The sequence below is a fragment of the Ruminococcus sp. OM06-36AC genome (genome assembly GCF_003438725.1).
Lineage (GTDB): Bacteria > Bacillota > Clostridia > Oscillospirales > Ruminococcaceae > Ruminococcus_C > Ruminococcus_C callidus.
On sequence record NZ_QSTT01000009.1, the window covers coordinates 1 to 14,944 of the forward strand.

The following is a 14,944-nucleotide window of genomic DNA, read 5'->3' on the forward strand; positions in this document are numbered from 1 at the left end:
AAGTTTGTGCAGAGGAGGAGATGTAAAATGTGTGCATTATTTGGTTGGCTGGATTACAAAGGCATCGTGTCAGACAAGTTGCTGAAAAAGCTGACACAGGTTCTGGCAAATGCGGCAGAAGAACGAGGGACAGATGCATCTGGTATTGCCTATGTGAAAAGCGGTAAGATCACCATCTACAAGAGACCAAAGCCTGCCCACAAACTGCGATTCAATGCACCTAACGGCACAAGAGCTATTATGGGACACACTCGCATGACTACCCAGGGCAACGAGAAGTTCAACTACAACAATCACCCCTTTTATGGTCATGCCGATGTCAACTTTGCCTTTGCCCATAACGGTGTGCTGTACAACGACAAGGAACTCAGAACAGAAAAGCATCTGCCGCAAACGCAGATCGAAACTGATAGTTATGTTGCAGTGCAGCTGTTGGAGCAGCAGGGCAAGTTGGATTTCGGCTCGCTCAAGAGCATGGCAGAATCTGTGCAGGGTAGTTTTTGCTTTACCGCCTTGGACGAAAACAACACGCTCTACATCGTCAAGGGCAGCAATCCCATGTGCCTGCTCCACTTTGCACAGCTGGGGCTTTACATCTATGCCTCAACCGAAAGCATTCTGAAAAAGGCATTGCAGAAAGCCGGTTTCCACAAGTATCCGTTTGAAGTGTTGCATATGGAAGAGGGGACGATCTTGAAGATTGACCGCTATGGGTTTTTAAGCGGCTCTACCTTTGAGGTGAAGGAAAGTTTCCGGTTCGGCAAATGGTACAACTGGTACGACGAGTTGGAGGAAGAGTATTACTCGCAGCAGGAGGAATTGCTGTTGGAGATGTGTAGTTGCTATGGTGTGACAGAGGAGGATATTCTCCTGCTGTTGGACTATGGCTATTCCACTGATGAGATCGAAGAGATGCTGTGTGACAGCAACTTGCTTTTGGAGACGATCAACGCCATTCAAAGTGAAGAGATTTTTGCACAGCAGTAATTACAAGAAGAACCGTTCCAAAAAGTGTACTTTCTGGGACGGTTCCTTTTTTCTCAAAAACCTGTGCCAAAAGGTCCGTTTTTGACTTTTGGGACGTTCCAAAAGTGGCAGGACTTTTTGAGACAATTGGAGGTGTTTTTATGGACAACAGAACATTCGGCTATGCCCGTGTTTCCAGCAGGGAACAGCATGAGGACAGGCAGATCGAGGCTCTCACAAATTATGGTGTCAGCAGAGATAATATCATTGTGGACAAATGTTCCGGCAAAGATACCGAACGTGAGGGTTACCAATATCTGAAAAAGCAGATTCTCAGGAGCGGCGATACGTTGGTGATTAAGGAACTGGACAGACTCAGCAGAAGTAAATCTGACATCAAGCAAGAGTTGGAGTATTTCAAAAATCATGGTGTGCATATACGCATTCTGGATATTCCAACTACATTGACCGATTTTCCACCGGAGCAGATGTGGGTCATGGATATGATCAATGCAATTCTGATTGAGGTGCTTGGAAGTATTGCAGAGAATGAACGCCTAAAAATCAGACGCAGACAGCGTGAGGGGATTGATGCGGCGAAAAAGAAAGACATCAAGTTTGGGCGGCCAACGCTGGAACTGCCCGAAAACTGGGAAATCGTGATGCAGGCTGTTGAGGCAAAGCAAATCACCGTGTCCCAAGCCATTGGTCAACTGCACATCTCCCGTTCATCCTACTATCGGCTAAAGCAACATCAATAAAATGATCTGGTGTAACATTTATTGTCAGAGGCTCCTTGTGTACCTCTGACAATTATTTTTTCAAAAGATTATTTGATGATAAGGGGAGGGCTTGGCGTCTGCCCTCCCCTTAAACCTCACCACGCCCTTGACTGCGGCTTTGCAAGCCTTGTCAATTCCTCTACAGAAAGAATTGGCTGCGATGATAAACCTGCCATAATACAATTGAGTGGGATACATTATATTTTCGTTCCACGTTCCAGGTGTTTTTTGCATTTGAAGACAAAACAGGTTTTCCTCTTGCAGACTGTCTTATTGCTGTGTCCTGTCCCAATTCTACGATCAAACTTGATTAAGACTTGGAACCTGGAACAGTTATACCATCATACCCTAAATTTTATTTTCAAATACTATATTTTCTGCTTTCTCTATATATAAGCCGAATGAAAAAGTACTTTTACAAAAAATAATTTCAATGAGATCGGAGACAATTTCCGTGTTGAAAGCAAGCAAGGTTCAAAGAACCGCAGGCTTGCTTGGTGGAATCAGAGATCTTTCTCTGATTCCGTGTGGAAAGGGGAAATCTCTACTCCTATTTTTTTACAAAGCAAATAAATTTTTTGCCTTTTTTTATCAATTTCATCTTTAGTAAGCATGGTTACATACTGTTTATTTATATCGAGACGTGTATTTTCATTTAAAACACACAAACCAAACTGATGCAAGACGGCTGAATAAAATTCTAGGTAATCTATACATGATTTTAAATTTTCAAAAAAATCAGTGAATAAGTCGAGGTGAATAGCAGAATACTCTTGGAACTCATGCGTTTTTTCAATTGTCTTAGAGACCATTTCAAGGGTCTTGACGAGAAGCTCATATTTTGTCTTATTGTCATTGTTACATTTTACTGTCTTCCTATATCTCCACTTATAGATTATATTTGCGGCAATTAGATCTGCCATAGTCATTTTAAGATTATCAGAGAAAGTTTGGGAGCCTTTTTTAATACGAATGTTTATAGCGTCATATATATCTGTAACAATATCATCAGATGATATGTAATTTTTATTTATTAAGTCTTCTCTTTCATGTACGAGGTCTACTTGTTCTGCATGATCTAATAATTCTACAATTTTACGCAAGTTTTCGCAACTTTCTTCTGCGTATTTCTCTGTTGTTTCACTAATTTCTACATCTTCTTTTGAAAAGTAAGAATTTTGACATTTTAGTTCATTATAATATTGAAATAATTTGGCTGTATATCTGTTGAATTCCCAGATAAAATCAAAATAGTAAATTAGTAATGTGTCATTTGTTATATTATCAACAGAAGATATGATTATTTTCATAAAGACTTTATTTACAATTGCATCTCCTATTTCACTTTCACCTTCGAATATGTGCAGCAATTTTTCGATTATATCATATATTTTATCTATCTTTTCACCAGCGTTTTTGTCATCTTTTTTTACTTTCAGCATTGACAGATTATAATCAAATAAAGTCATCAAAGCGGCTACGCATCTATTTGCAAAGTCATGTGGTTCAATGGGTAACTTTTCAGGTGGTTTTTTTAGTTTCACCTGGGTCAATAGTTTGTAAGTCAGGGTAGAGGTAAAATTTTACACGGCACAGTATTGCATTTATTACTCTTGCGGTTAATCTTGCTGTCTCCTTTTTATTTTTTAGGTGATCACGTAGTGTACCTCCATGAACAATATAAATTTTCGGTTTGCAGTCAAGTGTCGTTTCTGTTTGAGATTCTACATAGTTACCTGTCGTTTTACCTGAAAATACAATATCAACGATTGTATTAACTACATCAAATTGTCTCATGTTTAATCCTTTCTAACCGTATATTTTTATGGTTTAGATAAAAAAGTGATTCTCATTGTACAAAATGCACAATAAAAAACCAGAGATTTATCATTGTTTGTGTAAAAGTGTTGCAAGAATAATTGAGTTCTGTTATAATACACTTACAGCTCAAGCAGCTGGCATCTTTAAAATTGAATAAAGGAGGAAATCAAGATGAATGAAACAAATTCTCATTTACCCCCTGTGCAGGGTGGAAACGGATTGTTTGTGCCAATCACACTTGAAGAGATGGCAAAAAGTTCTGAAATTTTTGGAAGAGCAGGTGCAGCGTATTCAGAAGTGGCAGGAACTCCACCTGTCGTTCCTCAAGAACAGCAAAACGCTGTGACTGAGCCGAAAGTCCAGAGACTGAATTGTGCAAATGCTAGTGAGATATTTTATCTGGTGGTAAACATACTCAATCAGCAAAAGCCTTTATGGCGGTACCAAAACCACTTTTACATGAAGGAGAACAATGTATATGTTCCTTACAATAAGAAGGAATTCATATGCAGAGTGTATTCTGATGTTACAGCGCTTGGCTATGAGTTCACACAGCCTGCCATTTGCAGTATTACAAATGAGTTGGAAATGCGAGCTGATCTGTATCAAGGAGAGCCAAATGACGAACGCTATACCTATTGTTCGAACGGCTTTCTGAATAACCGTACAGGATTGTTTGATATTGTTTCTGATTACTTTCCGACCATTCAGCTTACCGGGGCGTATCTGGGATCTGGCCCGCAGTATCATCCTAACATGGACCGTTTCATGTCAATTCTGTTTGCTGGAGATAAGATGCTTGAAGAGAGAGCATACCAGATCATTGGCTACTGCATCAGCAGTGACGCTCATGCGAAACGCTTTTTTGTTTTCCCTGGTGCTTCTGGAGATAACGGTAAATCTACCTTTATCCACCTGATACGCAGCTTGCTAAGTCCTTCTGCAGTCAAAGGCTTATCCATGAAAAATCTGCTTGGCGGCAATTTTGCAATGTCAGAGATTCAGGAGGCACGGATCAACGTTAGCTCTGATGAAGGCGCCTTGGAACTCAATACAGATCAGCTGGCTAAGCTAAAGAGCATCTCTGGACATGACCGGCTTACGGTTGACAAGAAAAATTCGAATCAGGTCAGCTTTACGTCTACTTGTAAGGTCATTATCGCAAGTAATCACAATATTGGTATGGCGTACAGCAGCAGTGACAGCGCCATTGTTCGCAGAATCTGCACACTGCCATTTGATGTGAAAATCCCGAAAAGTCAGCAAAATCCGAACATTGTTTCAGAGATACTGGGGTCTGAATTGAATGCAGTCACAACAGAGGCTTTGAATGCGTTTTTCAGACTGAAAGCAAATGGCTATCACTTTGCCGGTGACGATGCCGGGCTGGATGACTACGCACTGCAATTTACGCCGATCAATGCGCAATATCACAACATAGAACGTTTTGTGCAGTGTCATGTGAGATCTATGCCCGGTAATTTCGTGCTGACAAAAGACTTGTACGATGTTTTCCAGAATTGTCTCGACTTTAACTGTGATGTATTCAAAGATGTGACGGGCTTTTCACAGGCATTAAACAATTACCTTCTCTCGAATGGATACGTTGTAAAAAAAGTCAAAAAGCATCAGGGAAACGGATATGAGGGCATAGCCATTTCTAATCCCTAAACCGAAAGGAGTAAAATGTTATGATAACGATTAAAGACTTGAAATCAAAAGCATCTTCAACGGAGTCCGACGGTGTGTATATCATGCCGTTCAATCCTAAGTATGAAAAAGATGAACTTGAAGAAAGAATGCTGAAAGTAGTAGAGGAGCAACCGAGCGTTGCTCTTCGGTTCTTATGTTTGATTGGCGATTATAAAGTTGGCACCTCAAAGCAGTATATCAGTCAGATCATTGACTCGAACGATATTCCAAGCTTGGGAGAGTCAATGCTTATCGCCTCTCCAACTGGTTCTGGCAAGACAAGCGCAGTAATCAAGATGATCAAGCACACTTCAATGCCGGTCATCTATGTGACCAACAGAAAGATGACGCTTTGTCAGTTCAAAAAGGACTATATCAAGGCATCGAAAGGACTCGATGTTCCTGCAGAGTTGCTTGACAGCATTTCCTTGGGAGAGAACATCATCGCCATTACCTATCAAGAACTTGCTGAGACAACGTATAAGTATAAAAGCAAAAAATACCTTCTCATACTTGACGAAGTCCATTGTCTGCTGGAAGATGCAAATTTCTCGGTGTACGCAGAGAAAATTATTCGGTATCTGAAAGCAAATCGTGACAATACCGCAAGAATTTACCTCACGGCAACACCAGATGCAGTTACTCCTGTGATAGCGGAAATAGAATGTGAATCAGGACAAGAGCAAGCGCTTTTTGCAATGGACTGGGATACCAATGTAAAATCTGTTTTCCATGCGTATGCTTCGTACAAAACAAGATTGAAGATGGTTTACTCGATGGAAAGCAATTGGAACTATATCAACTTCAAGCTATACATCCCAGACGACACAAAGGAACTTGCTGATTATATCAAACGAGAAAATGAGCAGGGCACCAAAAGCCTGATCTATGTAAATGATATCAGCAAGGGAAAAGTGCTTCAAGAAGTGTTAGGCAATACCCAGCACATCTACTCAGATGAAGACAAACGTGCAGAAATTGCAGAGATCGCTCAAAATGAGAGATTTTCAGATCGAAACCTGATCACCACCAAGGTGGCTGAGAACGGAGTGTCCTTGCACGACGATGAATTGAATCTGATTGTTGTCGAAACACTGGATCCAATCACACTAAAGCAGGTGATTGGCAGAGCGAGAGTCAACCGCAAGAATCCCAGAGAGATCACGGTTCTTATTCCTGACTACTCTATGACCGACATCGGCAATGCGATCGCAAGTGCAGAGCAGCAAATGAGAATGGTCAAAGAGGTCAAAGCAGATCCAGATCTGGCATTGGAGTATGCAGCGAATTATCCTGCACTCGTATATTACGACAGCAAAGTAAAGCACCCTGTTGTAAATACAATGGCAGAAAAGGCACTTGCGTATCAGATCGACTTTCTCAGAGGCTTGCGAAAAGACCCCGAAAAGCCTCATGCCTTTGCCCAGGCTGTCCTTGAACTCTATGGTAAAAAGCCAGTCATCTCAGACGATATGTTCCTGTACTATGACAGAATCCTTGACTTCAAGACAAAGGCTGCGGAGGCTTTTGATACATACAAGAACTCTGAGAAGAACGCCGAGTGCCTTGACAGCCTCAAAGCAAAGCTGAAGGTTGCCTGCAACAGCACCAAGGTTTACAATGATGGCAAACAGCTCACCAGCAACATTCAAATCAGTACGGTTAATGACATACTGAAGGCAGCAGGAATTGCGTACGAAATAAAGGCAAAAGTTGAAGTTTTCAACATAGCCTCTGTCTAATTATACCATTACCTATAAGCACTTGTCAATAGGGGAGAATGATTTTTCTATTGACAGGCGCTATTATTTCAGTTGTATACTATAGCCATGATAGAACAATCTGGCTGTGTCTAAAAGGAGGACTTTAACATGGAAACACCTAAATTTACTGGACGAAACGTCCCTATTACCGAAATCGCAAAAGCAACCGGCAAGAGCCAGCAGTTTATACGCATTGGCATTCAGAAACGTATCCTTCAATTTGGATATGCCCTCAAACAAGAAGGATCCAGCGAATACAATTACTTCTGCCCAGACAAAAAGGTATGGGAGGAGACCGGCTATTTTAAGGATATGAGCAATAACGACGTAGTATAAAGTTGTTTAAGGCAAAGAAGGGAGATGATGCCAATGAAACTGGGAAACGGCGTTGGTACAGTTTATAAGCTGTCCGGCAAAAGACGTAATCCGTACATCGTACGCAAAACAGTCGGTTGGGAGATCGATGTGGAAACCGGCAAGTGCAAACAAGTCTGCGTTACCATCGGTTATGCTCCGACAAGAGCAAAAGGTCTTGAGATGCTTATGGAGTACAACAAAAATCCATATGACATTGCGGTATCAAAGATCACTTTTTCTGAGGTGTTCGACAAATGGGCATCTGAGAAATTTCCGACGATCTCGGAATCGAATGTAAAGGGCTATCAGGCATCCTATAAGGCTTGTCAGCCGCTGCATAACCGAGTGTTCAAGGATCTGAAACTGATGGATCTGCAGAGCGTTGTAGACACCTGCGGAAAGAATTATCCCACACTTCGTAAATTGAAGGTGCTGCTGAACCAGATGTACGACTATGCCATGAAGTACGAGCTTTGCAGCAAGGACTATTCACAGTACGTGAATATCCAGAAATTCAAGAACAAGAATCCAAACAAAATGGATCGCACGCCGTTCACAGAAGGCGAGATCCAGGCTCTTTGGATGCAGAAGGACGATATCTATGCGCAGATCGTACTGATGCTGATCTACAGCGGTGTGCGTGTGTCAGAACTGCTCGACTTGAAACGTGAGGATGTTCATATAGACGAGCATTGTTTCAACGTTGTGCGTAGCAAGACCAGTAGTGGCATCAGAATGGTTCCGATACATGACAAGACCTATCCCATATTCCAAAAGTGGTATGAAGAGGGCTGTGAGTATTTGCTGCACACACCCGATGGAGGTCACTTTACATATCGTAACTACTATGATTCCTATTGGACTCCTATCATGAAACGCATCGGATGCACGCACAAGCCCCACGATACACGTCATACTTGTATTTCTATGATGGCAGCAAAGAATGTCAATCCTACACTGATAAAGAAGATTGTAGGACATTCAGGCGCAATGTCGGTTACTGAAAAGGTCTATACACACGTAAATGTGGAAGAGCTTTTGGAGGCGATCAATAAGATATAAGAAAAAGCTGGGACTTCGGTCTCAGCTTTTTTTGTAATGTAGTTGTTATTCAAAGCTCTCTATAAAAAATCTCAGTCCTTTTTCGGTTAACACGTACACATCCTTAAAATAATACCCTTTATACTTCATAAATTTCAGTGGAGTATAAAATGGACCGTCTTTTTCCCATGTTGCACCGATAGTCTCTTCAAGGTTTTCATTCTTTTCAGAGCTTACAACGGTGATAAACGTTATGTTTTCTCTTGCAAATTTCAAGATGTCTTTTTCATCTGATATCTGCTCAGATAAGGTGGAATACAAATAAGCGATTAGCCAAACAGAGCTTAACATCTTCTTGGGAGTAGACTTCAAAATATTCTTTATAGGTTCATTTTTGAATTCTATTAAGAACCACTCATTGTCTTTGCTGACGCAAACGGCATCAACAGCACTTGGTTGATGTTCTTTTAGATTTGGGATTTCATTGCGCCGTCTTTTTTCAAACTCTTTCGTATATTCATCAAGTTTTAAGACTTCCATATTATGAGAAGTATCAGTATATACAAACACCTCGTTGCGATCATCAAAAGAAGCGTCTATCATATCCTTACGACAATTGTCAAATTGGGAAGGATCGGGCATGGAGCGTTCCACGATGTCACAAAACTTTAGAAAATAGTCATTCGTCATCTTCTTCATCAGAATCACCACTGCTAAGTTCGTCGAGCTGCATATCAGCTAAAGTAAACATTCCACTTTTTAGACTTTTTCTCATATCACTCAGATTACTGTCATTGTCTTCAATAATGACTCCTTTTTCGGTTTGCTTTGGGATATAATAATTTCCTTTTTCAGAAATCACGTACTTTTTCATGAAGAAATTCAAGGATTCGAGGAACTGGAAACTGTGTGTGACAATGAGAATGGTCAAATCAAAATATTTTTGAAGAGCAACAATAAGTTCGGCGTAGATAATTTGCCATTCAGAATGGAGATGGATTTCAGGCTCGTCAAGAATAAGAATATCTTTTTTCTTCAGTACACCTGTTTCAAGCATTCTTTCGATGAGAGCAAAAGATTTAAGACCAGCTGAAATGTTTCTGAAGTCGAAATCCACACCATTTTCACTGTAATAATACTTACCATGACTGATTACAGTATCACCGGCATAGGCTCTTTTCAAAACCTTTCTGATCTCATCGAGTTCTTTTTTGTTTATAACGGTTTCAAGAATGTTGGACATTGAGTCTTCATTTATGTCTGCCTGTGCTTTTATTATTGCACTAATCACGTTTCTGTCCATAGGATTTAGGGCAGATAAGAACCATGATACATTCGTTAGGTTAAGCCAATCCAGTACAAATGGGTTATTGATATAGTATGCAGAATGCTCAATGGGTTCATCTAACTCACAGGAGCAGGATTTTTTATTTAATAGAATTGTATCGCTTTTTCCCTTTATTTCTGCAGTAACAGAACTTTTGCCTGTTGAATTCAAATTCTTGATCTGCCCATTCATAACAAGATTAAAGTAGCGGAATACATATTCGTTCAAAATATCTTTTTCCGGTAGGTTTAAGTATTCAACCAGAGAAGCTACCTTGTTCTTTGTAACTTTTATGGGGTAATTTTCCTCAAGATATTTTTTTACATCTTCAACAGAAAAATCTTCAGCCTGAGAAGTGATAAAGGACATTGTGCTATCATTGTCAAGGAGTCTAACCGGCACATCCATGGAGTTTATATTTGACAAGATAAAATTCTTAAACCTTGAATCTTTCTGCATACTGATTTTTGTCTTATAATCATATAGAGCATTATAAAAGGAAAAAAGCGACTTGCCAATCGTACTCTTACCAGTGTTATTGTCACCGCAAATGACAGTGATCCCATCAAGTTTTATATCCGCTTTTTTGATTTTACCGAGATCCTTCAACTTGAAATCCATACAATCACTCCTCCTCTTCTTACTAAAAAGCGAATCATACAACATATCATGCTGCATCAAAAAATACCGCTATATAATATTATGAGCAGATATGCTGTAAATACTCGTATAAACCAAAAAAGCACTCACCACAGAGGGTGAATGCCTTTCTTTTTTTGTTAGTTACCTGTTAGTTACGTGTTAGTTACCGCCTAAATAACACCCTATTTTAGGCAAAATCGAAACGACAAAAACAACGCAAAACAGGTGGTTTTCAGTACTCCCAAACGGGATAAAATTATCTCTTGGAGTTTAAACATTCCAGTTTGGCTTTCTTGTTGCAAATCAAAAACACACTAAAAGCAAAGTATTTTCGCTAAGATACTAGAAAGTAGCTTTTGCAACTTTCTTCGTTTTATTATATGTTGCCATAACTTAGTTGTCCAAAAGTTGTCCAGAGTTGTACAACTAAAATGGCATGGTTTTGCGTACCTGAGCGATATGATAACTGTAGAGAGAACCTATGAGAATTATTCTAATATGACATTCATCCATTTGATATTATACAATATTTTCAAGAGAAAGTCAAACACAATATAGAAACTTGATGCCGATAAAATGATTGTGACGTGCTTTAATCCTAATGCACTGACTTTGTCAAATACCATGTTCATTATTCAAAAGGCTATTGTTCTGACAGGGTATGTAGGCTCTTGAATGACGGTAGTATGATGAATTTGAAACAAGTGTAAACAATACTTTAAATTGTCAGGTTCAGTTTTGAAAAAACTTGATATGGAGTATCAGAGTGTTGTTTTGCTTGGCGATGCTAATAAAAAGGCTTGAGAATTGATTTTATTATATGATGTGCTCAAGTGTATGGTTTATGTTTAAGGCAAAGCGATTATGTCTGAATGGTATAAATATCAAAAAATCACAGTAATTTATTTAATAGTTCTAACTTCATAAAACACCAAATAAGGTTTTCCAGTAGGCTGTTTATTTTTATTACATGATAAAGCAAAGCTCCATTCAAGCAAGATTGAATTTCCATCAATTATTTCATCTCTATATATTCTGGAAATTTTTTGAGCGTATTGTATCAATTGACTTATTTCCTCTGTATTAAAAAAATTTTTTTCCCCATAACTCGAAGTAATATCATTGTCTTTTGTTATGGTCAGTGAAACATCAAGCTTTTGATCTGTAACAAGATTCCATAAATCATCTTTTACAGCTTCTATAATAATTTTATCAAGATGTATATTAAGTGTTCCACTTTTCTGAGCAACAAAGTATGGGTAATAAACGACCATTCCTTTTTTATATAATTGTTTATATAAATTATCTGCAAACGTTGTTGCTTCGCCAGCTGTTTTTCCAACCAGTCTTGGGAGATTCAGATCATCTCCATGATTTACAGCAGATCGAATAGTCCAGAGAAACTCATCAGATAGCTCTACACCTGGAAAATATTCTTTCCAAGGTATTGTGGGTATTGACAATTCTCGAAGCTCATAAAATCCCATTAGTTTATTCATAACATTATTCTCCTAGAATATTTTTAAATGATTTTCCAGTTATGTCTTCATATATACTTATTGCGTATGAATCCATCATTCCAGAAATATAATCACAAATCAATCTCTCTTGATATGTCTTTTCATCCTTATTGGAAAAGCCATATTTTGACATCATTTCGTTTGCTCTATATTCGGGCGGTAAAAATCGTGTATGATCTCTGTAAAAATTACACAAATATTTTAAAATAGACAGTCCTCTTTGTTCATAGTAATACACATCATTATTGTGATTTATACACTTAAATGTTATTTCTTTTAATCCATCTGCTAATTCCCCATATGAACTGAAACCTAATTCCTCATCATTTATTGAGCCCGTTTTCTTCTTGAAATTTTCATCAATTTTGATAAGTCCAATATCAGATATTAGAGTATAAATAATGCTAGATGATAATTCCTGTCTAAATAATTTGCAATACTCTGTAGAGTCAATTTTCCTATTGCCAAATCCGGATTTGTCCTTTGCGTTATTTACCAATTCACATAGTTTCTTATACGATTCCGAATCGCCATACAATGAATGATATTCATGCAAAATCTCATCAATGACATACGCCTTAACACGCAATCCATCTTCCAAATCATGTGCAGCATACGCAATTTCATCTGCTAAGTCAACAATCTGAACATCAGTGGTTCTAATTTTTATGTCATTTTCTTTTATAAATAAATCTAACATATCATAATCATCATCATAAATAAATTTATTATTATTTCCGTTATCATATCTATTAAAATATTTGACAACGCTTAGCATCGTTCTATATGTAAGATTTAATCCAACAAAATCAGGTTTCTTTTTTTCGATGCTTGTTAATATTCTTAATGTTTGAGCATTTCCTTCAAATCCGCCTATATCTTTATATATCTTGTTTAGCTCTCTTTCTCCTGCATGTCCAAAAGGAGGATTGCCTATATCATGAGCTAATGCACCGGCTTCAACAACGAATATTTCACTCGAGGTATACTTTAATTCCGCAGCAATTGAACGTGCAATCTGAGCAACTTCTAAACTATGGGTAAGTCTATTTCTAAAAAACTGATCATTTTGTATACCAAGCAACTGCATTTTTCCTTGTAATCTTCTAAATGATGAAGAATACATTATCCGTGAATAATCCCTTTGAAAAGGGCCTTCAACTCTATTTCTTAATTTTTCTTCATATTGGCGGTTTGACATACAATCATAGTTTAGTGAACCTCGATATTTTCGGTTTATATCATCTGCAATTGAATGTAATCCTTTTGATTCCATAAAGCAATATCCTCCTGTTATGTATTTCATTTTTATTTACAATAATATCTTAATTGATTTTACCCGATTTTCTTAATTTATAAAGTAGTAAATTGTCTTTGCCTCACATATCTTTTGCATGTGAATTTTTACTACCCTCTTCCCAATCTCCGCTTCTGCATTCTCTTCCAGATTTGTCGGCAGGAAATGCAGGTATTTTTATCAATACCTAATACTTCAACAAGCAGCTTCTGATCCACAAGGTCAAGAGCCTTTTCAATATCTTCATCGTTACGAACGATAGAATCTATCACCTCTAAAAGCTCGTTTTTTAAGGCTTCATCAATATCCTTAACCACTGGCAACATTATATTGCCGACTTCTCCAGGGAGAATTTCAAGCACACCGCCACCATAGCTTCTTCCACATATTTCTGTGAATGCAAAGGAAATGCTGTTATAATACGAAAGCAGAGCATTTTCAGCGTTTACTCCCTCATTGAACTTGATACGGTGCATTGTATCCGTTGATACTGCATTGCATCGGTTCAGTACAAACTTAGGGTAGAGATTATTTCTTCTGAGAAAGAAAGCATCAGGTATCCATACCGACGGGACGATATACCACCTGTCACGGATAGAACACTTATATCCTTTGTTTTCTTCGTTCCTCTCGCCAAGTTCAATGTATTCTTTGTGTTTTGCAGGATATTCTTCATACGGTGTATCAGGGAAACTTATGAGCATAGCTCTTTTATCTGCTTTTATATTCTCCTGCCAATCTTTATCAGTAAAATATATACCATGTGCGTGAGAGCTTCTGCCAATAAGCGGAAGCGTTACAGAAGTGAGGTCATATCGTTCATTTGTTGTTTTGTCAACAGAAAAATAAGTATTGTTTCCTGTGGTAATACCCACGTTAATAAGCGCTAAATCAGCGAATTTCGTGAATCGCTTATCATCACGAATGGACTGGATCACTTTTATTTCTTCTGCTGATACAAAATACTTTGTCCACTTTTCCTTAACATGCTTTAGCTTCTGGAAGCCATTTGAATTAAGGTCGAGTTTCTTAAAATCTTCGAGGTTGCTCAGTTCTATGATCCTGATACCTTTTTCCTCTTTGCCCTTCTCTCCGATGAAAACAAGTATCTCCTGTTCTATATCAGGGAATACGAGCTGTTCAAATGTCAGCAATGTTATTTTTGAGAGCTGATTGGAGAGGAAAAGCCGCAAATCTTCGGCATAAACTACTTGCAGTATCTCCGCAGGAATAACAAATGCGATTTTTCCGTTCTCAGAAAGCAACTGAACACAAGCAACAAGGAAAGCTACCCACGCATTTATCAGTTTATTGGACTTCATTCCGTGAGAAGTGAGTATGCTCGACTGTATTTCACGTTGTTCCTCGGTGAGATACTGGTAACGAATATATGGGGGATTGCCCAAAATTAGGTCATATGTCTCTTTTCCGTATACTCGCTGATAAAAGTCCAAGAAATCCTCATTTAGAACGTGGACATTAGTGTTGTCCTTATAGTTATTACTGACTTTCTCTGCTTCGTCGGGTTCTATCTCAACGGCAGTAATGTTTGGAATATCGTTGATGAGGTTCAATGACGCAAGGCTATCGAGGAATACACCGTCTCCACAGCTCGGCTCTAATACACTGGTGATGTCTTGGGACGCAACAAGGCTCACCATTGCATTGGCAAGCTGCAATGGTGTATAGTATGCTCCTCTTAATTTCTGTTCGGAACTATCCTTTTTGAGTCTCAT

General features: G+C 38.6%; 13 protein-coding genes. 6 read left to right on the forward strand and 7 right to left on the reverse strand.

Annotation, left to right across the window (positions count from 1 at the left end; translation table 11 throughout):
- The first annotated feature begins 27 nt into the window (after window positions 1–27).
- Entirely contained in the window at window positions 28–987 is a 960-nt protein-coding gene (locus DXB92_RS07690; RefSeq protein ID WP_117733424.1) for a glucosamine 6-phosphate synthetase, read from the forward strand.
- A 140-nt stretch (window positions 988–1,127) separates the two neighbouring features.
- Window positions 1,128–1,727, forward strand: coding sequence for a recombinase family protein (locus DXB92_RS07695; RefSeq protein WP_040648053.1), 600 nt, complete (start codon window positions 1,128–1,130; stop codon window positions 1,725–1,727).
- 524 nt (window positions 1,728–2,251) lie between these two features.
- On the opposite strand, the gene DXB92_RS07705 is transcribed toward DXB92_RS07695, so the two are convergent.
- A complete protein-coding gene (locus DXB92_RS07705; RefSeq protein ID WP_147330035.1) occupies window positions 2,252–3,292 on the reverse strand; it encodes a hypothetical protein in 1,041 nt (346 codons plus the stop codon).
- Window positions 3,270–3,545 carry a hypothetical protein gene (locus DXB92_RS07710; RefSeq protein ID WP_117733427.1) on the reverse strand — a complete coding sequence of 92 codons (276 nt, stop codon included), beginning with the start codon at window positions 3,543–3,545 and terminating at the stop codon, window positions 3,270–3,272. The genes DXB92_RS07705 and DXB92_RS07710 overlap by 23 nt, the downstream gene beginning before the upstream one ends.
- A gap of 195 nt (window positions 3,546–3,740) precedes the next feature.
- On the opposite strand from DXB92_RS07710, the gene DXB92_RS07715 reads away from it, so the two are divergent.
- From DXB92_RS07715 to DXB92_RS07730, 4 genes are all read left to right on the forward strand, one after another.
- The gene (locus DXB92_RS07715) at window positions 3,741–5,240 is read left to right on the forward strand and encodes a DUF5906 domain-containing protein (RefSeq protein ID WP_117733428.1); all 1,500 of its coding nucleotides are present in this window, start codon (window positions 3,741–3,743) and stop codon (window positions 5,238–5,240) included.
- A gap of 20 nt (window positions 5,241–5,260) precedes the next feature.
- A complete protein-coding gene (locus tag DXB92_RS07720; protein ID WP_117733429.1) occupies window positions 5,261–7,003 on the forward strand; it encodes a DEAD/DEAH box helicase family protein in 1,743 nt (580 codons plus the stop codon).
- A 129-nt stretch (window positions 7,004–7,132) separates the two neighbouring features.
- Entirely contained in the window at window positions 7,133–7,360 is a 228-nt protein-coding gene (locus DXB92_RS07725) for a hypothetical protein (protein WP_021682976.1), read from the forward strand.
- Between the two features lie 33 nt (window positions 7,361–7,393).
- Window positions 7,394–8,443, forward strand: a complete 1,050-nt coding sequence (locus DXB92_RS07730) for a tyrosine-type recombinase/integrase (RefSeq protein WP_040648054.1) — start codon at window positions 7,394–7,396, stop codon at window positions 8,441–8,443.
- 45 nt (window positions 8,444–8,488) lie between these two features.
- Here the strand turns inward: DXB92_RS07730 and DXB92_RS07735 are convergent, their stop codons facing one another.
- The 5 genes from DXB92_RS07735 to DXB92_RS07755 all read right to left on the reverse strand — a co-directional run bounded on the left by DXB92_RS07735 (window position 8,489) and on the right by DXB92_RS07755 (window position 14,944).
- Window positions 8,489–9,121, reverse strand: a complete 633-nt coding sequence (locus DXB92_RS07735) for a hypothetical protein (RefSeq protein ID WP_021682978.1) — start codon at window positions 9,119–9,121, stop codon at window positions 8,489–8,491.
- Window positions 9,102–10,370 (reverse strand): AAA family ATPase, encoded by a 1,269-nt coding sequence (locus tag DXB92_RS07740; RefSeq protein ID WP_040648055.1) that lies wholly within the window; start codon window positions 10,368–10,370, stop codon window positions 9,102–9,104. Before DXB92_RS07740 ends, DXB92_RS07735 begins: the two co-directional genes overlap by 20 nt.
- A 923-nt stretch (window positions 10,371–11,293) precedes the next feature.
- Window positions 11,294–11,890 carry a hypothetical protein gene (locus DXB92_RS07745; RefSeq protein WP_242986624.1) on the reverse strand — a complete coding sequence of 199 codons (597 nt, stop codon included), beginning with the start codon at window positions 11,888–11,890 and terminating at the stop codon, window positions 11,294–11,296.
- A 4-nt stretch (window positions 11,891–11,894) separates the two neighbouring features.
- A complete protein-coding gene (gene dgt / locus DXB92_RS07750) occupies window positions 11,895–13,187 on the reverse strand; it encodes a dGTP triphosphohydrolase (RefSeq protein ID WP_117733430.1) in 1,293 nt (430 codons plus the stop codon).
- Window positions 13,188–13,318: 131 nt separating this feature from the next.
- A complete protein-coding gene (locus tag DXB92_RS07755; protein WP_117733431.1) occupies window positions 13,319–14,944 on the reverse strand; it encodes a class I SAM-dependent methyltransferase in 1,626 nt (541 codons plus the stop codon).

Excerpts from the sequence above, each read along its gene's own strand:
- DXB92_RS07690 (WP_117733424.1), top strand. The coding sequence starts at position 28 with ATGTGTGCATTATTTGGTTGGCTGGATTACAAAGGCATCGTGTCAGAC.
- DXB92_RS07715 (WP_117733428.1), top strand. The coding sequence starts at position 3,741 with ATGAATGAAACAAATTCTCATTTACCCCCTGTGCAGGGTGGAAACGGA.
- DXB92_RS07745 (WP_242986624.1), bottom strand. The coding sequence starts at position 11,890 with ATGAATAAACTAATGGGATTTTATGAGCTTCGAGAATTGTCAATACCC.
- DXB92_RS07710 (WP_117733427.1), bottom strand. The coding sequence starts at position 3,545 with ATGAGACAATTTGATGTAGTTAATACAATCGTTGATATTGTATTTTCA.
- DXB92_RS07740 (WP_040648055.1), bottom strand. The coding sequence starts at position 10,370 with ATGGATTTCAAGTTGAAGGATCTCGGTAAAATCAAAAAAGCGGATATA.
- DXB92_RS07730 (WP_040648054.1), top strand. The coding sequence starts at position 7,394 with ATGAAACTGGGAAACGGCGTTGGTACAGTTTATAAGCTGTCCGGCAAA.
- DXB92_RS07725 (WP_021682976.1), top strand. The coding sequence starts at position 7,133 with ATGGAAACACCTAAATTTACTGGACGAAACGTCCCTATTACCGAAATC.
- dgt (WP_117733430.1), bottom strand. The coding sequence starts at position 13,187 with ATGGAATCAAAAGGATTACATTCAATTGCAGATGATATAAACCGAAAA.
- DXB92_RS07720 (WP_117733429.1), top strand. The coding sequence starts at position 5,261 with ATGATAACGATTAAAGACTTGAAATCAAAAGCATCTTCAACGGAGTCC.
- DXB92_RS07695 (WP_040648053.1), top strand. The coding sequence starts at position 1,128 with ATGGACAACAGAACATTCGGCTATGCCCGTGTTTCCAGCAGGGAACAG.
- DXB92_RS07755 (WP_117733431.1), bottom strand. The coding sequence starts at position 14,944 with ATGAGACTCAAAAAGGATAGTTCCGAACAGAAATTAAGAGGAGCATAC.
- DXB92_RS07735 (WP_021682978.1), bottom strand. The coding sequence starts at position 9,121 with ATGAAGAAGATGACGAATGACTATTTTCTAAAGTTTTGTGACATCGTG.